Source organism: Pseudomonas sp. MF09150, from assembly GCF_059862355.1.
In genome coordinates this window covers 80,593-102,256 of record NZ_JCBCUS010000002.1, presented here as the reverse complement: position 1 = coordinate 102,256, position 21,664 = coordinate 80,593, and the positions used below count along the sequence as shown (strand labels likewise).

The 21,664-nt window shown below is 65.7% G+C and carries 22 protein-coding genes; 4 read left to right on the top strand and 18 right to left on the bottom strand.

What is annotated here, in order from left to right:
• Positions 1–37: 37 nt before the first annotated feature.
• The 10 genes from AC19YX_RS10025 to cbiE form a co-directional block, all read right to left on the bottom strand.
• Positions 38–1,420, bottom strand: coding sequence for a PepSY-associated TM helix domain-containing protein (locus AC19YX_RS10025; RefSeq protein ID WP_500606181.1), 1,383 nt, complete (start codon positions 1,418–1,420; stop codon positions 38–40).
• Between the two features lie 155 nt (positions 1,421–1,575).
• Positions 1,576–3,711 (bottom strand): TonB-dependent copper receptor, encoded by a 2,136-nt coding sequence (locus AC19YX_RS10020; protein ID WP_078469610.1) that lies wholly within the window; start codon positions 3,709–3,711, stop codon positions 1,576–1,578.
• Positions 3,712–3,796: 85 nt separating this feature from the next.
• The gene (locus AC19YX_RS10015) at positions 3,797–4,207 is read right to left on the bottom strand and encodes a DUF2946 domain-containing protein (protein ID WP_500606180.1); all 411 of its coding nucleotides are present in this window, start codon (positions 4,205–4,207) and stop codon (positions 3,797–3,799) included.
• 55 nt (positions 4,208–4,262) lie between these two features.
• Positions 4,263–4,757 carry a copper chaperone PCu(A)C gene (locus tag AC19YX_RS10010; protein ID WP_500606179.1) on the bottom strand — a complete coding sequence of 165 codons (495 nt, stop codon included), beginning with the start codon at positions 4,755–4,757 and terminating at the stop codon, positions 4,263–4,265.
• 48 nt (positions 4,758–4,805) lie between these two features.
• Positions 4,806–5,204 carry a DUF2946 domain-containing protein gene (locus AC19YX_RS10005; protein WP_500606178.1) on the bottom strand — a complete coding sequence of 133 codons (399 nt, stop codon included), beginning with the start codon at positions 5,202–5,204 and terminating at the stop codon, positions 4,806–4,808.
• Positions 5,205–5,302: 98 nt separating this feature from the next.
• Positions 5,303–5,593: an addiction module antidote protein gene (locus AC19YX_RS10000; RefSeq protein ID WP_201129242.1), complete on the bottom strand. Its 291-nt coding sequence runs from the start codon at positions 5,591–5,593 to the stop codon at positions 5,303–5,305.
• 3 nt (positions 5,594–5,596) lie between these two features.
• A complete protein-coding gene (locus tag AC19YX_RS09995) occupies positions 5,597–5,899 on the bottom strand; it encodes a type II toxin-antitoxin system RelE/ParE family toxin (RefSeq protein ID WP_078469615.1) in 303 nt (100 codons plus the stop codon).
• A 202-nt stretch (positions 5,900–6,101) separates the two neighbouring features.
• On the bottom strand, positions 6,102–6,818 hold the full coding sequence (locus AC19YX_RS09990) for a cobalt-precorrin-6A reductase (protein WP_500606177.1): 717 nt from the start codon (positions 6,816–6,818) through the stop codon (positions 6,102–6,104).
• Complete coding sequence (locus AC19YX_RS09985; protein ID WP_421548841.1) at positions 6,815–7,912, bottom strand: cobalt-precorrin-5B (C(1))-methyltransferase; 1,098 nt, start codon at positions 7,910–7,912, stop codon at positions 6,815–6,817. Before AC19YX_RS09985 ends, AC19YX_RS09990 begins: the two co-directional genes overlap by 4 nt.
• Positions 7,913–7,966: 54 nt before the next feature.
• Positions 7,967–9,172 carry a precorrin-6y C5,15-methyltransferase (decarboxylating) subunit CbiE gene (gene cbiE / locus AC19YX_RS09980; RefSeq protein WP_500606176.1) on the bottom strand — a complete coding sequence of 402 codons (1,206 nt, stop codon included), beginning with the start codon at positions 9,170–9,172 and terminating at the stop codon, positions 7,967–7,969.
• A gap of 146 nt (positions 9,173–9,318) precedes the next feature.
• On the opposite strand from cbiE, the gene cobG reads away from it, so the two are divergent.
• From cobG to cobJ, 4 genes are read left to right on the top strand one after another with little or no spacing between them, the layout of a single operon-like run.
• Positions 9,319–10,620 (top strand): precorrin-3B synthase, encoded by a 1,302-nt coding sequence (gene cobG, locus AC19YX_RS09975; protein ID WP_500606175.1) that lies wholly within the window; start codon positions 9,319–9,321, stop codon positions 10,618–10,620.
• On the top strand, positions 10,613–11,239 hold the full coding sequence (locus AC19YX_RS09970; RefSeq protein ID WP_078469620.1) for a precorrin-8X methylmutase: 627 nt from the start codon (positions 10,613–10,615) through the stop codon (positions 11,237–11,239). Before cobG ends, AC19YX_RS09970 begins: the two co-directional genes overlap by 8 nt.
• Positions 11,239–11,970, top strand: a complete 732-nt coding sequence (locus tag AC19YX_RS09965) for a precorrin-2 C(20)-methyltransferase (RefSeq protein ID WP_020299137.1) — start codon at positions 11,239–11,241, stop codon at positions 11,968–11,970. The genes AC19YX_RS09970 and AC19YX_RS09965 overlap by 1 nt, the downstream gene beginning before the upstream one ends.
• Positions 11,970–13,670 carry a precorrin-3B C(17)-methyltransferase gene (gene cobJ, locus AC19YX_RS09960; protein ID WP_500606174.1) on the top strand — a complete coding sequence of 567 codons (1,701 nt, stop codon included), beginning with the start codon at positions 11,970–11,972 and terminating at the stop codon, positions 13,668–13,670. The genes AC19YX_RS09965 and cobJ overlap by 1 nt, the downstream gene beginning before the upstream one ends.
• Before the next feature lie 335 nt (positions 13,671–14,005).
• Here cobJ and AC19YX_RS09955 read toward each other — a convergent pair whose 3' ends face one another.
• From AC19YX_RS09955 to AC19YX_RS09920, 8 genes are all read right to left on the bottom strand, one after another.
• The gene (locus AC19YX_RS09955) at positions 14,006–14,449 is read right to left on the bottom strand and encodes an SMI1/KNR4 family protein (protein ID WP_500606173.1); all 444 of its coding nucleotides are present in this window, start codon (positions 14,447–14,449) and stop codon (positions 14,006–14,008) included.
• Positions 14,446–14,991: a CPCC family cysteine-rich protein gene (locus tag AC19YX_RS09950; protein ID WP_500606172.1), complete on the bottom strand. Its 546-nt coding sequence runs from the start codon at positions 14,989–14,991 to the stop codon at positions 14,446–14,448. The genes AC19YX_RS09955 and AC19YX_RS09950 overlap by 4 nt, the downstream gene beginning before the upstream one ends.
• 25 nt (positions 14,992–15,016) lie before the next feature.
• The gene (locus tag AC19YX_RS09945) at positions 15,017–15,988 is read right to left on the bottom strand and encodes a tetratricopeptide repeat protein (RefSeq protein ID WP_500606171.1); all 972 of its coding nucleotides are present in this window, start codon (positions 15,986–15,988) and stop codon (positions 15,017–15,019) included.
• 58 nt (positions 15,989–16,046) lie between these two features.
• A complete protein-coding gene (locus AC19YX_RS09940; protein ID WP_500606170.1) occupies positions 16,047–16,505 on the bottom strand; it encodes a hypothetical protein in 459 nt (152 codons plus the stop codon).
• A 38-nt stretch (positions 16,506–16,543) separates the two neighbouring features.
• Positions 16,544–17,212, bottom strand: coding sequence for a hypothetical protein (locus AC19YX_RS09935; RefSeq protein ID WP_500606169.1), 669 nt, complete (start codon positions 17,210–17,212; stop codon positions 16,544–16,546).
• Between the two features lie 3 nt (positions 17,213–17,215).
• Entirely contained in the window at positions 17,216–18,112 is an 897-nt protein-coding gene (locus AC19YX_RS09930) for a hypothetical protein (protein ID WP_500606168.1), read from the bottom strand.
• Positions 18,113–18,145: 33 nt separating this feature from the next.
• Entirely contained in the window at positions 18,146–18,742 is a 597-nt protein-coding gene (locus AC19YX_RS09925) for a MarC family protein (RefSeq protein WP_020299145.1), read from the bottom strand.
• A 63-nt stretch (positions 18,743–18,805) separates the two neighbouring features.
• A complete protein-coding gene (locus AC19YX_RS09920) occupies positions 18,806–21,595 on the bottom strand; it encodes a hybrid sensor histidine kinase/response regulator (protein WP_500606167.1) in 2,790 nt (929 codons plus the stop codon).
• Positions 21,596–21,664 lie beyond the last annotated feature (69 nt).

Sequence of the window (21,664 nt, the reverse complement as noted above, 5' to 3'; positions counted from 1 at the left end):
GTCTACAGAAGCGCAAACGCCGCGCATCTCGCCAGGTTCATGTTGAAGATGAGGCGGACTCAGAGGCACGGTTCCAGCGTGATAACAGCAGGCGATCGAGCAGCCATACCGCAATCAGCGACGCGCCCACCAGGGGAAACGCCAACGCCAGGGCCAGCATCACCCACATCGCGGTTTTCCACTTCGGCAGGTCATGGCGCAGCGGCGGCACGCCGAGTCGGCCAGTGGGGCGGCGCTTCCACCAGATCACCAGGCCGCTGACGGCGCTGAGCAGAATCATCAGACAGATCAACAGCACCGCCAACTGATTCAGCGGCCCGAACATCTTGCCTTCGTGGAGCATGACCCCGACCTCGGTGGCGCGGGCCACGGGGCTGTAGTCCTGCCAGCGCACATCGGCCAGGACCTGGCCGGTGTACTGGTCGATGTGCAGGGTGGCGTCGTTGCGCGGGTCGTCGGCGAACACCGCGACGGTGAACACGCCGCTGGCGGTAGTGGGCAGGGTGATGCTGTAGCCGGGCTCGACCTGGCGCTGGCGAGCGATGTCCTGCACCTGCTGCAAGCCGATGGCTGGCGCTGCCGGCGCATGGTCGGCACCACCGTGGGCCATGTGCTCGGCATGGTCGCCGGACATCGGCATCGGCGTGTTTTCCAGGGCCCAGGGCACGGTCTGGCGCGCGGCGTTATTCAGGGCGCCGGCCTGCTGGTCGGACTGCGGCACGTTGTTCCACATGGCCGCCGGGAAGCGGTTCCAGAGGTCGGCGTATTGCTTGCCCCAGAAGCCGGTCCAGGTCATGCCGCTCAACAGCATCACCAGCAGGAATGCTGCGCCCCAAAAGCCCACCACGCTGTGCAGATCGCGCCAGAACAGGCGGCCGCGGCTGCTCAGGCGTGGCCACAGGACCCCGGCCGTGGACTTGCCGCGCGGCCACCACAGGTAAAGGCCGGACACCACCAGCATCACGCCCCAGCCAGCGGCCAGTTCCACCAGGCGGTCGCCCAGGGTGCCGATCATCAGCTCGCCGTGAATGGCCCGGGCCACGGCTTGCAGCGTGCGCTTGGCGTGCTGCTCGCCGAGGATGTCGCCGTGGTAGGGATCGACGAACACGTTCAACTCGACGCCGGCGTTTTGCACCACGAACTGTGCGCTGCGCTCGGCATTGATCGGCGGCAGGTACTGTTTGACCTGGGCCTGTGGATAAACCGCCTGCACCCGCTTGAGCAGCTCGTCGGCGCTGAGGCTGTGGTGCCCGGCGGGGACGTTGAGCAGCTCGCCGTACATCAGCGGGTCGAGCTGGGGCTTGAACAGATAAATGATGCCGGTCAGGGCCAGCATCACCATAAAGGGCGCGACCAGCAGCCCGGCGTAGAAATGCCAGCGCCAGGCCAGGTTGTAGAAAGACACCTTGGGTTGAGTCATCGAATAAGGCTCCGCACGGCAGTGGATCTGTTGTTGTAGGGGCAGCTGTTGCTGCCAGTCATGCTCTGTAGCCGCTGCCGAGGCACGAGGCTGCGCTGGTCTGGGCGGATTCACTCGCTCATCCCCAACGCAGCCTGGCGGCAGCGGCTATGGGGTCAGAAGCTCAGGTCGACCTTGGTCCAGAGCGTGCGTCCCGGTTCGTTGATGGCTTGCGGGTCATTGGCCGGATAGCCGAACCCGGCATTGCCGGCCAGGTTCAAGTGCTCGGCGTAGGCTTTGCCGAACAGGTTGTCGACGCCGCTGCTGAGTTTCAGGTTCTTGTTGATGCGGTAGGCGCCGTTGAGCGAGAACACGCCGAAGCCGCCGCTCTTGTCGAAGTCCTTGCCGACCACGTTGCCCTTGTTCTGGTCGATGCGGTTCTGCGCCGCGACCACCCGCCACAAGGCGCCGGCGCTCCACTGATCCTGGCTGTAGGTCAGGCCCATGCGGGCGTCGAGCGGGGGCATTTGCGGCAGGGCCTTGCCATCGCTGCTGTTCTTGCCCCAGGCGTAGGCCAGGGTGGCGTCGGCCTTCCAGTTGGAGGTCAGCTTGTAGGCCGCCCCCAGTTCGCCGCCCATGATCCGGGCGTCGATGTTCTCGGCCTGGGAGGTGGTGCCCATCATTCCCGGGCGGTAGTTGAACAGGATGTAGTCGCGGATTTGACCGACATAGCCCGAGGCCCAGGCCTCCAAGTCTTCGCTTTTGTATTGCAGGCCGAAATCAAGCTGGGTGGTTTTCTCCGGCTTGATCGAATCGAAGGCGTTGACCGAACCGGCAGGGCCGGTATTGGGCGAAAACAGCTCCCAGTAATCCGGGAAACGCTGGGTATGGCCAAGGCCGGCGTACAGGGTGGTGGGGCTGTCGGCCAGATCATGCTCGTAACGCACAAAGCCGCTGGGCAGGGTGTCGGCGCGGGTGTTGTCGGCGGTGGGGTTGGGGCGGCTCATCATGTTGCTGGTGAGGCGCTGGCGATAGTCCTTGGCCGAGGCGCGGTCCAGGCGCGCGCCGCTGATCAGGCGATCACGGTCGGCGGCGTACCAGGTCAGCTCACTGAAGACTCCATAGTTGTGGAAGTCGGCGTCCTTCTCGCGGGGCAGTTGCTTGTAGGTGTCGACGCCGCTGCTGGCGCGTTGGCGGTGTTCGTTGGTCTGTGCATCCAGGCCGCTGATCAGCTGCACATCGGCCCAGCGCCAGGTGGCCTTGATCCGCGCGCCGAGGGTCCGGCGATCGACGTTGGACGCCATGGGCCCGGCCATCATCCCGGTGCCCGACGGCGTGCGCAGGCTGTAGTTGTCCATCACGTGGTCGGCGTAGTTGTAGTAGACCTGGGCCTCGACCTTGTCCAGCACTTCGCCGAGGTTGGACTTCTCGAAGCGCAGCCCCAGGCTTTCGCGCTTGAACTGCGAACCGTCCATGCCGCGTCCGGCGTAGCGAGCCTCGCCGTCGCCCTTGCCGGCGGTCAGCTCCAGCAGGGTGTCGGCGTCCGGGGTCCAGCCCAGGGCCACATCGCCGTTCCACTTGTCGTAGCGCGAGGCCACGGTGTCGTTGTTGCCGTCTTTGTAATCGTCGGCGTGGGCGGTGTTGCCGATCACCCTGACATAGCCCAGCGGGCCACCGGCAGCGGCATCCAGCACTTTGTCGAAACGACCGTTGGAGCCGGCCAGCAGGCTGGCATTGACCCGGGTGCCCAGTTCGCCGAAATGCTCGGGCTCACGCTCGAACAACACGGTCCCGGCCGATGCGCCCGGGCCCCAGAGCACGGTTTGCGGGCCTTTGATCACGGTCAGCTTGTCGTAGGTCTCGGGGGAAATGTAGGAGGTCGGAGCGTCCATGCGCCCGGGGCAGGCGCCGAGCATCATGCCGCCATTGGTCAGTATGTTCAGCCGCGAACCAAACATCCCGCGCAGCACCGGGTCGCCATTGGTGCCGCCGTTGCGCACCAGGGCAAAGCCGGGAATGGTCTTCAGGTAGTCGCCACCATCGCTGGCCGGCACTGGCTGACGCGGGTCCTTGGGGTTGGTGACCACGGTCAGCGGCGAGCTGGGGGCAATGGCGGTAATTACCGTGGGTGTGAGCTCTTGCGGATGCGGGTGCTGGTGCAGGTCCTCGGCAGGCTCGGCGGCCATGACCAAGGGGGCGAGCAGCGCCCCGCACATGACGCTGATGGCGCAGTTGAACCGCACACGGGACGGTTTCAGGGCAAAGGTGTTGCATGCCTGGGCGGCGCCCAGGCGAGTGTTGGCAGAAAACATAAATGTTCCATCAATAGGCACAAACGACACGGCCGAGTGCCTGTGACTGGGGGCGACAGTCGGCCGTGGGAGAGAAGCAAGGGGCCTAGCGGATGGCGGGCGGGGCGCGGGTCAGGGCGCCGGGGAACACGGTCTGCCGGGCATGACCCAGGCGCGGGGAGGGGCTGACAAAGGGGGTGTTGAGGGGTGTCGCCGCGATGCTGAACGACAACCCGCCGGGCAGCGCCGGGCAGTTGAACAACAGGCTGCAATAGCCGCATTTTTCCCAGAGCCCATGGTGCTCGCTCTGGGTCTTGCCTGGTTGCGCGCTGGGTTGGGTTTCGCCGTGGCAGCCGGGTTCGCCGCTGTGCATGTCCATCGACATGGACATGTTCATCGGCATGGCCTGATCCATCGGCATCGCTTGGGAAATCAGCGGACCGATAAAGATCATCAGCATGGCGAACAGGCTGATCCAGCTACCGCGACGCACTTTTATCGAGTGGCGAGGCGGCACGGATCGCCTGGCGCCGGGCGGGCGCAGGGCGTTCACGAACAGCGCGGGTCAGTGATTACTGGGCGTGCTTGTGCTCGGCCATGTTGTCGGGCGCCTGCTTCTGCACCGCGACCTCGACCGTTACGTCACCGGCCTTCTCGAAGTGCAGGGTCAGCGGGAAGCGTTTGCCGTCGCTCAGCAGGCTGCGGTCTTTAAGCTCCAGCAGCATCACGTGGTAGGCCATGGGCGCGAAGCTGACCTCGGCACCCGGGGCAACGGCCACCTTCGGCACTTGCTGCATTTTCATCAGGTCGCCCTGCATCACGTGTTCATGCAGCTCGGCTTTGCCGGCAATCGGTGTGTCGACGCTGAGCAGGGTGTCGGCCGTGCTGCCGGTGTTGTGCAGCACGAAGTACGCCGCAACGGTCGGCGCGTTCGGCGGCAGCTCCTGGGACCAGGGGTGGGCAATCTGAATCTCGCTGGCCTTGTATTCATGGGCATTGGCGAAACAGGCAGGTAGCAGTACAGCGGCCAGCAGCAGGGCTTGCTTGACCAGGGATGGTTTGAACATGGCAATTCTCCAGGGTGATTCAAAAACGCAGGTCACTTGCGAAAGGAATCACGCCAGGGGCGGTGCACCGGGGTTCAGGCTCGGCCATTGCTGGCGCGGCGTGGGGGTGTCGATCAGGGTGGGCGGCAGGCTGCCGTGGGTGGCGTAGCGTGCGAAATACGGCTGCGGCACATGCCCGGGCATGGCCATCAGGGGCGCTGAGCCCGAGCAGCACCAGCAATGCTGCATGTTGGAGTGATCGTCGTTCTGCGGGGCTTTTTGCTCGAGCTTGCCCAGGGAGATCGCCACCAGCTTGATGCCGGTCGAAGAACAGAAGCTGCCCCACAGCAGTTGCTCGGTAGCGCCCTGGTCATCCCGCGGCATGGCCCCGGAAAGCGGCATGGCAAGCATGTTGAACAGCACTGCGAAGCAGGCGATCCAGGCAAATGCGAGCCGTTGTCGGGACATGATGGACGATCCGTCGGGTTGAGCGATCAGGCGGGTATTTAGCCTGATCGCCGGGCATAAGTAAAAAAGCCGTGTGCGGTGTGGTGTCGCAGCGCGGCTCAGGCAGTGCTGGCGTGCAGCTTGAGGCCCAGGGCCTTCATCACCTTGATGATAGTCGCGAACTCGGGATTGCCCTGGCTGCCCAGCGCCTTGTACAGGCTTTCACGGCCCAGGCCGGTGTCGCGGGCGATCTGGGTCATGCCACGGGCGCGGGCGATGTCGTTCAGGGCCGCGCGAATCAGCACGCCGTCGCCGCTGTCTTCCTCGAAGCAGGCGTCGAGGTAGGCCACCATGTCTTCGGGTGTTTTGAGGTGCTCGGCGGCGTCGAAAGGGATCAGTGGGTGGTTCATGGTTCAGTCCTCGCTCTTGAGGTCATGTGCCAACTGCCTGGCACGTTGGATATCGCGCGGCTGGGTGGTTTTGTCGCCACCTGCCAGCAACAGGTAGATCACCTTGCCGCGCCGGGAAAAGTACACCCGGTACCCGGGCCCGCGATGGATGCGCATTTCGTAGACGCCCCCGCCGACGGCTTCGCAGTCTCCGAAATAACCAAGCTGCGCGGCCCTTACCCTGGCCAGTACCCGAGCCCTGACAGTGGAGTCTCTCAAGGCCTGGAGCCAGCGGACAAACACTGGGGTCTGTTCAAAGATAAGCATGGCGACTGTATTCCTTGGGATACGTCCTGGCAAGTCATTTGCCAGGTGACCAGCTCGCGAGGCGACGACCGGCCCTTCGGGGAGGCGGCCATGGCCGTCGATCTGGCTGTGCAAGGAACGTTAAAGCGTCGGCTTTTTTAAAGCTGTCAGGGGAATCCCAAGGGGCTGTGGGCCGGAGCTTTATTGTTTGTCAGGCGTGAGGCTAATCGCTCAACGCCAGCAGTAGCTCGGCCACGGAGGTAAAGCAGCGGTCGGCCTCGGGCAGCGCCGGGCGCTTGAGCACCAGCACCGGTATCCGACGTTCGCGGGCCACTTCCAGCTTGGGCTCGGTGGCGCTGCTGCCGCTGTTTTTGCTGATCAGCACATCGATTCGGCGTTGCTCGAACAGCTCGCGCTCGGCGTCCAGTTGGAACGGTCCACGGGCGCCTATGACCTCGCAGCGCGAGTTGCCGGGGTAGGCGTCGAGGGCGCGCAGGGTCCAGAACTGCCCCTCGGGGATCTCATCCAGATGCTGCAAGGGTTCGCGGCCCAGGGTGAACAGTGGGCGCTGGAACGGGCGCAGGGCCTCGACCAACTCGTCCCAGTCAGTGACTTCCCGCCAGTCGTCTGCAGGCTGCGGTTGCCAGGCCGGACGGCGCAGGGCCCAGCATGGAATGGCGCTGTGGCGCGCGGCCTGGACCGCGTTGTGGCTGATTTGCGCGGCGTAGGGGTGAGTGGCGTCCAGCAGCAGGTCGATGCCTTGTTCCTGGATAAACCGTGCCAGCCCTTCGGCGCCACCGTAGCCGCCGACCCGCACCTGGCAGTCGAGGTCGGTGGGCACCCGGCCGACCCCGGCCAGGCTGTAGATGTGCGCCGGGCCCAGGGTGCGGGCGATGGCCAGGGCTTCGGTCACGCCGCCCAACAGCAAAATACGTTTCATTGGAAGGCTCCGGCCCGGCCGACAATGCCGCCCTGGCGATCAATGGCAAACACCTCGACCTGCACCTGGGCCGGCACCACGCTGCGGGCAAACGCCAGGGCGTGCTGGCACACCGCGTCACCCAGGGCGATACCGGCGGCGCTGGCCAGGGCCAAGGCCTGCTGGCTGGTGTTGGCCTCGATGATGGCCTGTTGCAAGGCCCCGTCGGCGCCAATGGCCGCCGCCCAGGCCGCCAGTTGCGGCAGGTCGATGCTTGAATGGCGGCTGTGCAGGTCCATGTGCCCGGCGGCCAGTTTGCTGATCTTGCCGAAGCCGCCGCACAGGCTGAGTTTATCCACAGGCACTTTGCGCAGGTGCTTGAGCACCGCGCCGACAAAATCGCCCATCTCGATCAGGGCGATTTCCGGCAGGTCGTAGACCCGGCGCATAGTGTCTTCACTGGCGTTGCCGGTGCAGGCGGCGATGTGCTGGTAGCCGTTATGGGTGGCGACATCGATGCCCTGGTGGATCGAGGCGATATAGGCCGCGCAGGAGAACGGCCGCACGATGCCGCTGGTGCCGAGGATCGACAGCCCTCCGAGAATGCCCAGGCGCGGGTTCATGGTCTTCAGGGCCAGGGCCTCGCCGCCCTCGACATTCACCGTGACCTCGAAGCCGCCGCCGTAGCGTTGTTCCAGCGCCAACTGGCTCAGGTGATCGCTGATCATCTTGCGCGGCACCGGGTTGATCGCCGGTTCGCCGACCCCTAGCACCAGCCCCGGGCGAGTCACGGTGCCCACGCCGTTGCCGGCGATAAAGCGGATCCCCGGCTCCGGGGCCAGGCGCACCCGGGAGTAGAGCAGGGCACCGTGGGTCACGTCGGGGTCGTCGCCGGCGTCCTTGATGGTGCCGGCCTCGGCGCCGTCGGCATTGAGGCGGCAGAACTCCAGGCGCATCTGCACCTGCTTGCCCTTGGGCAGGGTGATCTGCACCGCATCGGCGTCCACGCCACTGAGCAGCAGGCGCGCCGCCGCGAGGCTGGTGGCCGTGGCACAGCTGCCGGTGGTCAGGCCACTGCGCAGGGGCGCGGGCTGTTCGGCGGTTTCGTCACGCATCGAGCGCTCCCGGCTGTGGCCGGACGCAGGCTGTTGCGCGTGGGGAATGCTGGCTCATAGCGGTTTGCCGAGGTCGAGCAGGGTGATCGGCAGTGCCTGGCGCCAGGTGTCGAAGTCGCCCAGGGGTTGGGCCTGGGCGATGTGGATTCGGGTCAACTCGCCGCCATGGCGTTCGCGCCAGGCCATCAGGGTCATTTCGCTTTGCAGGGTCACGGCATTGGCGATCAGCCGGCCGCCGGGCTTGAGCTGCTCCCAGCAGGTTTGCAGCACACCCTCGCGGGTAACGCCGCCACCGATGAAAATCGCATCCGGGCGCTCCAGCCCGGCCAGGGCCTGGGGCGCGCTGCCGCGAATCAGTTGCAGGCCGGGCACGCCCAGGGCGTCACGGTTGTGTTCGATCAGTTGCTGGCGCCCGGCATCGGCCTCGATGGCCAGGGCCCGGCAGCTGGGGTGGGCGCGCATCCACTCGATACCGATCGAGCCGCTGCCGGCGCCCACGTCCCACAGCAGTTCGCCGGGCACCGGTGCCAGGCGGGCGAGGGTAATGGCGCGGACATCGCGTTTGGTCAGTTGCCCGTCATGGGCAAAGGCGTCGTCGGGCAGCCCGGCCAAGCGTGACAGGCGCGGTGTGCCGGGTTCGGCGAGGCATTCGATGGCCAGCAGATTGAGGTCGGCGTGGGGCGTATCGTTCCACTGGTTGGCGATGCCGTCGATCCGCCGTTCGGCCTCGCCTCCCAGGTGCTCGAAGACGCTGACGCGGCTGGGGCCAAAGCCCCGCTCGCGCAATAAGCGAGCAACCGCCGCCGGGCTCTGGCCGTCGTTGCTCAACACCAGCAGGCGCACGCCGCTGAACAGCTGGGCACTGAGGGCGGCCACCGGGCGTGCCACCACCGACAGGGTCACCAGCTCTTGCAACGGCCAGCCCAGGCGGGCAGCGGCCAGGGAGTAGGAAGAGGGCGCGGGCAGCACCTGCATTTCGCCCTCGGCCACCTGGCGCGCCAGGCTGGCGCCGACGCCGAACAGCATCGGGTCGCCGCTGGCCAGCACGCACACTGCGTCGCCGTGCCGGCCGAGCACCGGCTCCAGGGAAAACGGGCTGGGCCACAGCTGGCGTTCGCCACGGATGCACACCGGCAATAAATCCAGTTGCCGCTGGCCGCCCACAATCCGCGAAGCACCCATCAGGGCCCGACGGGCATTTTTGCCCAGTCCCTTGAAGCCGTCTTCACCGATTCCCACTACCGTCAGCCAGGGCGACATCTATATTCCTCAAAAGCAAAGCGCTTGAAACTGGAAGATCCGACGGGCAGGCTTTTCATGCCTTCGGACAAAGCAGGCATAATACCGCGCCTTCGCCCGCTAAGCGCCTTTCCCACCAGCCGGTTGCCCCTTTGAATCAACGCCCGATGTCCACTGCCTTACGCCCCTCGGCCTGCCCGGGGTTGCTGCGTATTGTCCCGGCGCTGGACGGCGGGATCTGCCGCATCAAGCTGGCCGGCGGCGCCATCAGCGCGGCCCAGGCCGTGGCCGTGGCCCAGGCGGCCGAGCGCTATGCCGGCGGGGTGATCGAGGCCACCAACCGCGCCAACCTGCAAATCCGCGGCATTGGCGAGCAACAGTCGGCGCTGATCGCCGAACTGCTGGCCGCCGGCCTCGGTCCCAGCACCGCCGCCGGCGACGATGTACGCAACCTGATGCTCAGCCCGACGGCCGGTATCGACCCGCAGATGCTGATCGACACCCGCCCGCTGGCCGCGCAGATACTCGGCACCTTGCAAAACCACCCGCGCTTCCACCAACTGTCGGCCAAGTTCGCCGTGCAGCTGGACGGCGGCGAAGCCCTGGCCATGCTCGACCATCACCACGACCTGTGGCTCTCGGCGTTCGCCGGGGTCGATGGCCCGTGCCTGGCGTTCGGCCTGGCCGGCTGCCCGGTGGACCCGCCCCTGGGCGCGGTGGCGCTGGAGCATGGGCACCCATTGCTGGTGGCGGTGCTGGAGCTGTTTCTTGACCTGGCGCGTCCGGAGCAGACGCGCATGCGCCATCTGCTGGCCGACTATTCGGCGGCCGAGTTACTGGCGCGTCTGGACCTGCCGCTGCTCGAAATCGAGGCCTGGGCTCGCCCGACGACCCCAGCCGGTTTGCACATCGGCAGCCACCCCCAGGTCGGCGGCGGACGGGTGTATGTCGGCGCGGTGACCCCACTGGGCCGGCTCGACCCCACTCTGTTGCGGGGCGCCGCCCGACTGGCCAGTGAATGGGGGGATGGCAATCTGCGTTTCAGCCCCTGGCAGAGCCTGTTGCTGCCCAATGTCCGGGCCGAAGATGGGCCCGAGGTCTGTCGGCGCCTGGAGCAACTGGGGCTGCTGTGTTCGGCGGACCGAGCCCTGGCACACCTGGTGGCCTGCACCGGTTCCAGCGGCTGTGGCAAGGGCCTGTCCGATACCAAGGGCGACGCCCTGCAACTGGCCGCACTGCTGCAACGCCATGCCCGGACCCTGGAGGTGCACCTGTCCGGTTGCCCTCGTTCCTGCGCCTGCGCCCATGTTGCGCCGGCCACTTTGCTGGCCGTCGGCCCCGGCCGCTACGACCTCTATTTACGCGATGCAGGGCAGCCGGGTTTCGGCGCCCTGCACGCACGCAACCTTTCTATTGAAGCGGTAGGCGCATTGCTCGACGCCCGCCCACGGAGCAACCTTGATGCTTGATTACATCCGCGACGGTCAGGAGATCTATCGCAACTCCTTCGCCATTATTCGCGCGGAGGCTCGGCTCGACCGAATTCCGGCCGACCTGGAAAAACTCGCGGTGCGGGTGATCCACGCCTGCGGCATGGTCGACGCCATCGACGGCCTGGAGTTTTCCGAGGGCGCCGGCAAGGCCGGGCGTGATGCCCTGGCCGCTGGCGCGCCGATTCTGTGTGATGCGCGGATGGTTTCCGAGGGCGTGACCCGCGCTCGGCTGCCGGCCAACAATCAGGTGATCTGCACCCTGCGCGACGACAGCGTGCCGGAGCTGGCCCGCGAGCTGGGCAACACCCGTTCGGCGGCAGCCCTGGAGCTGTGGCGCCCGCACCTGGAGGGCAGTGTGGTGGTGATCGGCAATGCCCCCACCGCTTTGTTCTACCTGTTGGAAATGCTCGACGCCGGGGCCCCGAAACCGGCGCTGATCCTCGGCTTCCCGGTGGGTTTTGTCGGCGCTGCCGAGTCCAAGGCGATGCTCGCTGCCGACAGCCGGGGCGTGCCCTTTGTCATCATGCAGGGCCGCCTGGGCGGTAGCGCCATGGCCGCCGCAGCGGTCAATGCCCTGGCCACGGAGGTCGAATAATGCAGCAACCTGGACGTTTGATCGGCCTTGGCGTGGGCCCCGGTGACCCGGAACTGATTACCGTCAAAGCCCTGCGCCTGCTGCGTGAAGCGCCGGTGGTGGCGTATTTCGTGGCCAAGGGCAAAAAGGGCAACGCCTTCGGCATCATCGAAGCCCACCTGCAATCGGCCCAGACCCTGATGCCCCTGGTGTACCCGGTGACCACCGAAGTGCTGGAGGCGCCGCTGTCCTACGAGCAGGTGATCAGCGATTTCTACGACAGCGCCGCCCAGGACCTGGCCCTGCACCTGGATGCCGGGCGCGACGTGGCGGTGATCTGCGAGGGCGACCCGTTCTTCTACGGCTCCTACATGTACCTGCACGACCGTCTGGCCGAGCGCTACCAGGCCGAAGTGGTGCCGGGCGTGTGCTCGATGCTGGGTGGGGCCTCGGTGCTGGGGGCGCCGCTGGTGTACCGCAACCAGAGCCTGTCGGTGCTTTCCGGCGTGCTGCCCCATGACGAGCTCAAGCGGCGCCTGGCCGATGCCGATGCGGCGGTGGTGATGAAGTTGGGACGCAACTTCCCCAAGGTGCGCCAGGTCCTGGAAGAACTGGGTCTGGCAGAGCGTGCGCTGTACGTCGAGCGCGCGACCATGGCCAACCAGAAAATCGTGCCCCTGGATGAGGTGGTGCCGATGTCGTCGCCGTACTTCTCGCTGATCATCGTTCCCGGCGAAAGGTGGCAAGGTTGATGGCCCGTTCAACACCGGCCATCGTCATCCTCGGCCAGGGCAGCCTCGCGACCGCCCGCAGAATCCAGCAGCTGTACCCGGACGCGCTGATCCACGGCCTGGCCGAACGGGTTGAAGGCGCGGACCGTCCGTACCAGGATTTCGGCGCGACCCTGCGTCAGTTGTATCAACAGGACACGCCGATCATTGCCCTGTGTGCGGCCGGTATCGTAATCCGCACCCTGGCCCCGCTGCTGCTGGAAAAAGGCGCCGAGCCGCCGGTGCTGGCCGTCGCCGAAGACGGCAGCGCAGTGGTGCCGCTGCTCGGTGGCCTGGGCGGGGTCAATGTGCTGGCGCGGGAAATCGCCGCCGGACTGGGCGTGGCAGCGGCCATCACCACCAGCGGCGAACTGCGTTTTGGCACCTGCCTGCTGAACCCGCCCAGCGGCTATGCCCTGGGGGACCTGGAGCTGGGCAAACGCTTTGTTTCCGACCTGCTGGGCGGTGAAAGCGTGCGCATCGAAGGTGCCGCGCCGTGGCTCGCCGAGGCCCGGTTGCCCGAAGATCAGCAAGCGCGGCTGAGCATTCATGTGGGCTCGGCCGAGCGCGAGCCGGCGGCCAATGAACTGCTGATCTACCCGCGCTGTGTGCTGGTGGCGTGCAGCAGCCAGGGGCATGAAGACCTGGCGCTGCAGATTCGCCAGGCGCTGCACCAGGCGCGAATCGCCGTGCAGTCCGTGGCCTGCCTGCTGGCCGCGGACAGCGACATGGCCTGCCCGTCCTTGCGCGAGGCGGCCCTTGAACTGGGCGTGCCCCTGCGGTTTGCCCCAGCGGCAGAGAGTGTCAGTGCGCTGGCACAAAATGCGGTGCCGCAACTGTTGCCGCCACTGGCCGTTGGCGCTGGGATTGCCATCGCCGTCGCCAACCAGCCGCTGGACCCCGAGCAGATCGGCCGTCCTCGCGGGCGGCTGGCGGTGATCGGCCTGGGCCCGGGTGCGGCCGAGTTGATGGTGCCGGCGGTGAAGGCCGAACTGGCACGAGCCAATGACATTCTCGGCTACGAAACCTATGTGCGCATGGCCGGGCCGTTCCGTGCCGATCAGGTCATGCACTGCACCGACAACCGCGAAGAAATGCAGCGCGCCCGCCACGCTTTCGAACTGGCAGCCCAGGGCCGCTCAGTGGTGGTGGTGTCGTCCGGCGACCCGGGTGTGTTTGCCATGGCGGCGGCGGTGCTGGAGGCGCTGCACGAGTCTGCGGACCCGGCCTGGCACAACGTCGAGCTGGAAATGCTGCCGGGGGTTTCAGCCTCCCTGGCCACCGCCGCTCAGGCGGGGGCGCCGTTGGGGCATGACTTCTGCGTGCTGTCGCTGTCGGACAACCTCAAGCCGTGGGCGATCATTGAGAAACGCCTGGACCTGGCGTGCGAGGCCGATCTGGCATTGGCCTTCTACAACCCGATCTCCCGTTCGCGACCCTGGCAATTGGGGCGAGCGCTGGAGATCGTGCGCGAGCACCGGACCCCGCAAACGCCGGTGGTGCTGGGGCGCGATATTGGCCGGCCGGGCCAGACCCTGCGCGTCATCACCCTGGACGAATTGACGCCGGAGCAGGTGGATATGCGGACCATGGTGTTGGTGGGATCGTCGACGACCTGCACCTTCCCCAAGGCAGGGGGCGGCGAGTGGGTCTATACGCCGCGTTGGTATAAAAGCAGCTGAAAGCTACACGCTAAAAGCGGCTACAGGTGACCCCCCGTGGCGAGGGAGCTTGCTCCCGCTCGGCTGCGCAGCAGCCGTAAACCCTGCCGGCCGGTTCTGCCTGAATGCACGCGTTGCCTGCTTTGGGGCCGCTTCGCGCTGGAGCGCCAGCCCGGCCCAGCGGGAGCAAGCTCCCTCGCCACAGAGAGGTGCCCGGCCAACGTCTTGATTGCCCAGTGTCCGGGGTAGGGGCGATCAGGATTTGATTCACTTCGTCAGCGTGGCCCATTTGCAGTGGCGTATCGCAAGCTGACGGACCCTGAGTAGAACCGGCCGCTCATCCCAGGGCGGCGGTTTTAGTCTTCCTCTGCTTCGGCCGTCAGCAGCCAGGTGATGAATTCAAAGAAACCGCTCCATCTGGCCGGGATACGGCCGGCGGTGAAGTCTTCCCAGTGGGCCAGGTCGAAGTCCCAGACGCCGCCGCTGTCTTTGTCCAGCAGGTAGCCGCCTTCGCCTTGTAGCGAAGTGAAGGCGACGAAGTTCTGCGGCAGCTCCCACACCTCGTGAATGAACTCGGTGCCCATGAGGATTTGTTCGGTGGGCTCGGCGATGTCGGAAATCATTTCGTAGCTGGCCCGGCTTTCGAAGTCGCCGGGGTGGCAGGCCAGGTAGATCTGGGCAAATTCGCTGTCGAGGGCGATGCCCAGTCGGTTCAGCGCCTGGGTCGCCCTGGCGATATCGGTGCGGGAGCGGTGGTCGGGTTGGGCTTCGATCAGGGCAGCCAGTTGCGCAGGGATCATGGGTGGGCCTCAAGGGCTCGCGGCCATTTGTCCAGGGTCAGCTCTCCCTGGTGGCGGGCGAAGTGGTCCCGGGCCTGGGCCAGGGTCATGTGGTTCGGCCCGCTGTACACATCCGGTGCCTGGCTGCCGTCATCTTCCCAATGGCACAGGTCGCAGATTTCATACTCGGCCCGTGCGCCCAGGGTCAGGTAACCGCAGCAGGGGCAGGCCAGCAACGGCTCGACGGGCCCCTCGACCCGATGCTCTGCGCCCCCGGCTTCTGCCTGGCAGCGGCTCAGGTAGCCGTTGGTGACGCCGTGGTATTGCGCGCGCAGGGCGAGCAGCAGTAATGGGTCGTAGCACCGGTCCTGCGCATCTGCGGGTGGCTCGGGGTGGTCGAACATCAGCTGGCGCAGTGTGGGCGGCAGCCCGGCAAACTCGGGATGCTCGTCAGCCAGGCCCCACCAGTCCAGCAGCAGCTCGGCGCGAGCGCACGGGTCGAGGGTCAGCAGGCGCTGCCGGCTCAGACGGTCGATGGCGACGGGGCGGGTCAGGGTGGACATGGCGGCGGGTGCTCCGGGCCGGGGTTCAGTAGCCATAAATCGGGTCGTAGTAGGACAGTGGCGGGTGGGTTTTTTCCCAGCCCTTGGCAAATGCCAGGCCTTGCTCGATTTGCGCCGGGGTCATCTTCGCAGCGATTTCATCCAGGGTCAGCTTGGCTTCCCGGGGCGAGTTGCCGCCGCCTTCCAGGTGGGCCACCAGGTACGTCAGGCCGTAGGCCTTGACCAGGTCATGGGGATGGCCGAAGCGGTTGGGCTGGTCGGACAATTCGCTGGCATAGGTGGCCACCGAGTCGATGTGTCCACCCTCGGCGGCCTGTTCGAGCCAGTGGCCGATTTCCCGGGTGTCGCCGTTGTTGTCGTACAGCAGGCTGGCATACAGGAACATGCCCTTGGGGTTGCCGCCCTCGGCCGAGGCCTTGTACCACTTGCGGGCAGCCATTTCGCCCAGGGCGGGAATCACGTACCAGCCACCGCCATCCTTGTAGATCCCCGCCAGCCACTCCTGCGCGCGGCTGTCCCCGGCCTCGGCGGCCATTTGCAGCCAGCCCAGGTCATGGCGCGTGATAAACAGCACGGTCATGGCCTCGGTATCGCCCTGTTGTGCACGGGCATAGGCCTGCTCGGTGGCGACCTTGCGCCATTGCATGTCGTTTTCGCCGTCGCAGTCGCCCAGGTATTTGCAAAAGTCATCGGCGTTGCCCAGGCGCAGCATGGCGTACAGATGGCCTTGGCGCGCCGCCGCTTCATACCATTTGCGGGCGTCTGGCGTGCTGTAGCGGTTGCTCAGGCGCAGGGCTTCGCCCAGGTAGTACTGGGCTTGCGCATCACCGGCTTCGGCGGCGGTTTTCAGCAGCGGCTGCGAGTCGTACCAGTCACTTTGCTTGTACAGGGCAATGCCCTTGTCCCGGGCGTTTTGCTGCGCGGGAGTCAGTTGGGCCAGGGCCGGCCCGGACAGGGCGAGGGTCAGCAGCAGGGTGCTTGTCAGAAACTTGATCAAACGCGGTTCTTCCATGGGACGGTGTGTTTATTGCCTGGAGCGTGAGCCGGCCGCGCGTTCAGTCGTTGGGCCAGGCCAGGGTCAATTGGTCGGGGCGGTCGACAGGGATCCGGGCGATGACGCCGCAGGTGGAGTGGGCATGCACCGACCCCTCACGGATTTCAATCCGGCTGAAGGGGTTGGTGTCACGCAAGACCAGCAACCAGATCAGTCGACCCGATTCCTTGTCCTGCAACGCCACAAAACCATCGCCACCATAGGCGGCGCATTCACCGCCCCTGGCCTGAAACGGCTGCGGGCCGTCGGCTGCGATGCCCAGGGTCGCCAGGCAATCGCAGGTTTCCTGGGCACGGTAATCCAGGGCCGGCAGCCACACCTTGTTGGTCAGGTGCGGGTGTTGATCAGGCAGGTCGAACAGGCAGTAAAAGCCATTGCCCAGGGTCAGGCTGTTTTCCCGAGGGTAGGCTTCATCCCGCCACTGTTCCTGGATAAAAGCCATGTCGGCGCTGTAAGGCATTGAGGTTCCTTGATCCATCAGGAGAGGCATGGGCTGCTCTATAGGCTCGGCACCAGCAAGAAGCCGGAGTAGTAGGCGCAGTGCCCGGGGTAGCCGGGGCGTGCATCGCAGGGCTTGAGGCAACCCTGGGCGCCGCCGGGGAAGCGTGCCGCCACCGACATGGCAAAGCCGTAGGTCGGGGTGGTCACCGCAAAGCTGTTATCGCACGCGGCCTTGGTGGTGTAGGTGAAGGCCATGGCCTCGCGCCTGCCGTTGTGGGCAAAGGCCACCTCGAAGCTGTTGAGGCTTTTCCAGCCGGACAGTGGCAGCACCACAAAGCGATAACGGGTGCTGTCCAGGCGCTGGCCCATGACCCGCAGCGAACGGGTCGAGGAATCGGTTTTGGGTGACGGGTAGGGCAAGGCCAGCAGCGCCCGAGGGTCGCCGAGCACACCCAGCTCGAAGCCGATGCCCTTCTGGTAGAACGGAATTTCGATGTTCGGGTAACCCTCGATCTTCACGTAGCGGCTGGGCGCGTAAGGCCCCGAGGTATCGGGCTTGTAGTCCGGCGCCTGGGCAAAGGTCACCTCAAGCTCCAGCACCGCGTCGGCGGCCTTGGCGTCTTCGCTGCGAATATCGCTGGGCTGCTCGCTGCTGTGGCTGACACAACTGGCCAGCAGTACGCTGCAGGCTAGCTGAAGCAGGCGTTGCAATAGGCAAGTCGGCATCACTCAGTGCTCCGTCTTGAGAGGGCTGGAGGTCAGGCCCAGGCCCTTGAGTTGCCAGGTCCCTTGTACCTGCTGCCAGCTGAATTGCCGGCCCACCCACTCCACTTCGAGGGCGCGTTGCAGGCGCCTCTGGTCGATGCGCCGGCCTTCGTCCAGGGCTTTGCGGGCGCGGGCGCTGGCTTCTTCGTACAGCGGCCAGAGTTGGCTCAGGTTCAGCTCCTTGCTGATCGGCAGTTGGGCGTAGACGCCTTTCTCCGTCGAGCTGAGCAGCAAGCCCTCCTTGGCCAGGAACGCCGCGCTGCGGTTATCCGGCGCCACCGAGACCAGCATCCCGTAGTGGGAAAAACCCCAGCCCGGCAGGCGCTCGTCAAACCACAGGACCTGTCCGGTCGAGGGCACAAAGGCCCGTGCGCCCTCGGGAAACAGCAACAGGTCGCTGCGCCCGGCTTGGGCCTGGCCCCAGTCGGGTTCGTCGCGGCTTTTCACCGGGCTGAGGATGCGTGCCAGGGGCGTGTCGTTCTGCACCGCGATCACCACCGTGCCGACGCCCATCCATTCGATGGTGGTCGCCAGCAGCACCGGCTGGCCATTCTGGATCGCGCCGGTGGGGCGCACATCGGTGATCTGCCAGGCGTTCAGCGGCCGATAGGGCCGGCCCTTGTAGGTGATTTCCAGGGTGCTGATGGACGACTTGCCGCGAAACACCTGGAAGTCGCCAAACTGTTCGCTGTAGCCGCTGAGGTAATCGAGCTTGGCCTTGGCGGCGGGGTGTGCCGGGTCGGCGGCGAAGCCCGGCGCTGCCATCAGCATCAGCAGGCAGGCCGCCAGCAGCGATCGTGGCCGCGTCACAAAGGGCTGGCGCGTCGAGGTGGAGTCCTTGCTGCGAGGTCTCTGAAGCATGTGCATTCCATTGCCTGTGATTGCATGAGGGCGCTATGGCACCAGGTAGCCGCGAACCCCGGTGAAGATGATCTGCGCCGCCAGGGCGCACACGAACAGCCCCATAAGCCGGCTGACGATCTGCAAGCCTTGCTCACCGAGAATGCGTTCGATGCGGTTTGACAGGTAGAGCACCACGCCGACGGTAAAGCTGGCCAGGGCGATGCTGAGGATGGCGGTGAGTTTGTCGTCCCAGTGCGGCTGGCTGACCCCCATCACCAGCAACGCACCGATGGTGCCGGGGCCTACGGTCAGGGGGATGGTCAGCGGGACGATGGTCACGTCCTGTTGCACGTTGTCGGTCTGCACCGCGGACTTGCCCTGGGCCATGCCCAGCGCCGAGATGAACAGCACGCTGCCGGCGCCGATGCGAAAGGCGTCGACGGTAATCCCGAACACACTGAAGATCACGCGTCCGAACAGGTACAGTAGCACGCTGGAGACCAGGGTCGCCAGGGCCACCTTCCAGGCCAGGCGCCGCCGCTCCTTGCTGGAGTAACCACGGGTCAGGCTGATAAAGCAGGACAGGACGAAGAAGGGGCTATAGAGCACCAGCATCTTCAGGTAAACGCTGAACAGCACGTGGAGCATGGTGGAAGCTCGCAGCGAAGGAGGGCGAGCGCGAGTTTAACAGGCGCCGCGCAGTCTGTCGGCTCAGCTGGCAGGCTCGGCGCTGCGATTGTGCTGGTCGCGCTGGGCGACCCAGTGCTCGATCAGTTCGCGCAATTGCGAGAGCTCCACCGGCTTGGCCATGTGCCCATCCATGCCGGCCTGGCGCGCGCGTTCCTTGTGTTCGGCGAGGATGTGCGCCGTGAGGGCCACCACCGGGGTGCGTACCCGTTGGTTGCCGACTTCCCAGGCACGCAGTTGCTGGGTGGCAGAGAAACCGTCGAGGACCGGCATCTCGCAATCCATCAACACCAGGTCGTAGCGCTGGGCTTTCATCGCCTGCAGGGCTTCTTCGCCATTGCTGGCGGTGTCCGGCTGCAGGTTGAGCTTGCCCAGCATGCCGCGGATGACCTTGGTCGAGATGCTGTTGTCTTCGGCCACCAGGATGCGGAAATCGCTGGGCACGGTGATGGGCGTCGCGGCTGGCGCCGTGGTGTTGCCTGGCAGGTAGTGCGGGGTAACCAGGCCTTTGTTGCGCTGGGTCAGCTCGTCGGCCAGGGTGGTCTTGAGGGTGTAGCCGGCCACCGGTTTGGCGAGGATGCGCTTGATCCCGGCATTGCGCGCGATGACCTTGCTCGGCGCGTTGCTGATGCCGGTGAGCATGATCAGCAGGATGTCGTGGTTCAGGCTCGGGTCTTCCTTGATCTTGGCCGCCAATTGCATGCCGGTCATGCCGGGCATGTTCTGGTCGAGCAGGACCACATCGAAGTAATCGCGCAGGTGGGCCTTGGTCCGCAGCAGGGCCAGGGCTTCCTTGCCCGACGGCACGGCACTCACGTTCAGGCCCCAGGCGCTGCATTGCTGCACCAGGACTTTGCGGCAGGTGTCGTTGTCGTCCACCACCAGCACCCGCGCGCCTTGCAGCGGGCCGTCGAGGTCCGAGGTCGGGTGTTCCAGGCGTTGCGGGTCCAGGGGCAGGGTCAGCCACAGGGTGCTGCCCTGGTTGGCGCTGCTCTTGATGCCGAATTCGCCGTGCATCAGCAGCACCAGTTGCCGCGCGATCACCAGCCCCAGGTTGCCCCCCAGGCGGGTCGCGGCGAGGAAGTTCTTGCTGTGCAGTTCCGAGTGCAGCAGGGCGTCGCGCTCTTCGGCGTCCATCGGCTGGCCGCTGTCCTGCACGGCGATGCGCAGGCGCGGCTTGCTGCTGCGCTCATCGAGGGCGACCACGATCAGCACTTCGCCTTCGTCGGTTTTCTTCAGGGCGTTTTCCAGCAGGCTGAGCAGGGCCTGGCGCAGGCGGGTCGGGTCACCGCTGATCACCCGTGGCACTTGCGGCTGGATAAAACTGATCAGCTCGACATTCTGCTGTTCGGCCTTGGCGCGGAAGATGCTCAGGCAGTCTTCGATCAGCGCATTGAGGTCGAACTGCACGTCGTCCAGCTCGATCTGCCCGGACTCCAGCTTGGTGATGTCGAGGATCTCGTTGATCAGGGTCAGCAGCTCGTTGCCGGCGCTGTGGATGGTCTGCACGTAGTCGCGCTGCTTGACCGACAACGGCGTGCCCAGCAGCAGCTCGGTCATGCCCAGCACACCGTTCATGGGGGTGCGGATTTCATGGCTGATCTTGGCCAGGAACTCGGCCTTGGCGTTGACCTCGGCATTGCTCGCGGCCAGGTCGCGGCTGACGCTGAAGCGGTTCTCGGTGATGCTGCGCTGGCGCTCGCCGAGGGCGACGCTCATCAACAGGCCGCTGATGCAGATCACGCTGAGCAGGGTGATGATCAAACCCTGTGGCGCCACCAGGGTCAGGCCGAGCAGGGCCGGGAGAATTACCAGGGTGCCGAGGTTGAAGATCACCATGGCCGCGACGAACAGCCGCGCCGGGCGGTAGCCCTTGTGCCAGTGGTAACCGCCCACCAGCAACATGCTCAGGCCGGCCAGCGCCACCAGGGCGTAGGTGATGATGTTCAGCGGCAGGGTGTTGACGAACAACAGCAGCAGCCCGCAGAGGATGATCAGCAGGATGTCGCCCAGCAGCAGCTTGTTCAGCGGGTGCGGGCCCAGCGGGGCGAAGTAGCGGTAGGCAAACATCAGCCCGCAGGGGGCGGTCAGCAACAGCGCCAGGTAAGCCCCCGGGGTTTGCAGCGCCTGCCAGTTCGGCAACCAGGGGCCGGCCAGGTTCAGCAGCATCAGCAGGCTCAGGGACAGCAGTACCTCACAGGCGGCGAGCCACAGGCTGCTGCGGGAGCGGGTGTAGGCATAGCGGGTGAGGTTATGCAGGATCAGCATCGCCATGCAGCCGAACAGGACGCCGTAGATCAGGGTCTGGCTCTGGTTGGCCGCGGCCATGACTGCCGTTTGCAGGGTGATGTAGGGGCGCAATTGATGGTCGGAAACCAGGCGCAGGTAGACGTCGAGGGTTTTCTCGTTCTGCGGCAACGGCAACATGAAGTCGTTGCTGGGCAGGTTTTTTTCGGTCTGGGGCTGATGGGTGCCGGTGTTCACTTGCTCGATCAGGCGGTCGCCGTCGAACACATACAGATTCAGCTGCGACAGGTCGGGAGCGAAGATTCGCAGCAGTTGTTCGTGCTGATCGGGATGCAGTTTGAAGCGTACCCAGAGCGCGCCGTCGGGTTCGGCAGCGGTCAGCTTGTCGAGTTCGATCGGGCTGAATTGTGTGGCGTAGCGTTGGGAGCGGATGTCACTGAGCTGCAAGCTGGCCTGTTCATCGAGCAATACCGCCCAGCCACTGCCTTGAGCGGCCAGGGCCGTGTTCAAGCAGAGCAGGGTCAGCAGTGTAGCGATGAAGCCTGTGGCAATCCTGAGCCAGCGCACGGCGAAATCCCTTCGTAGGTTGATGCCAGGTTGTAACTATGCGCGGGGGCACGCCGCTACGGCAAGGGC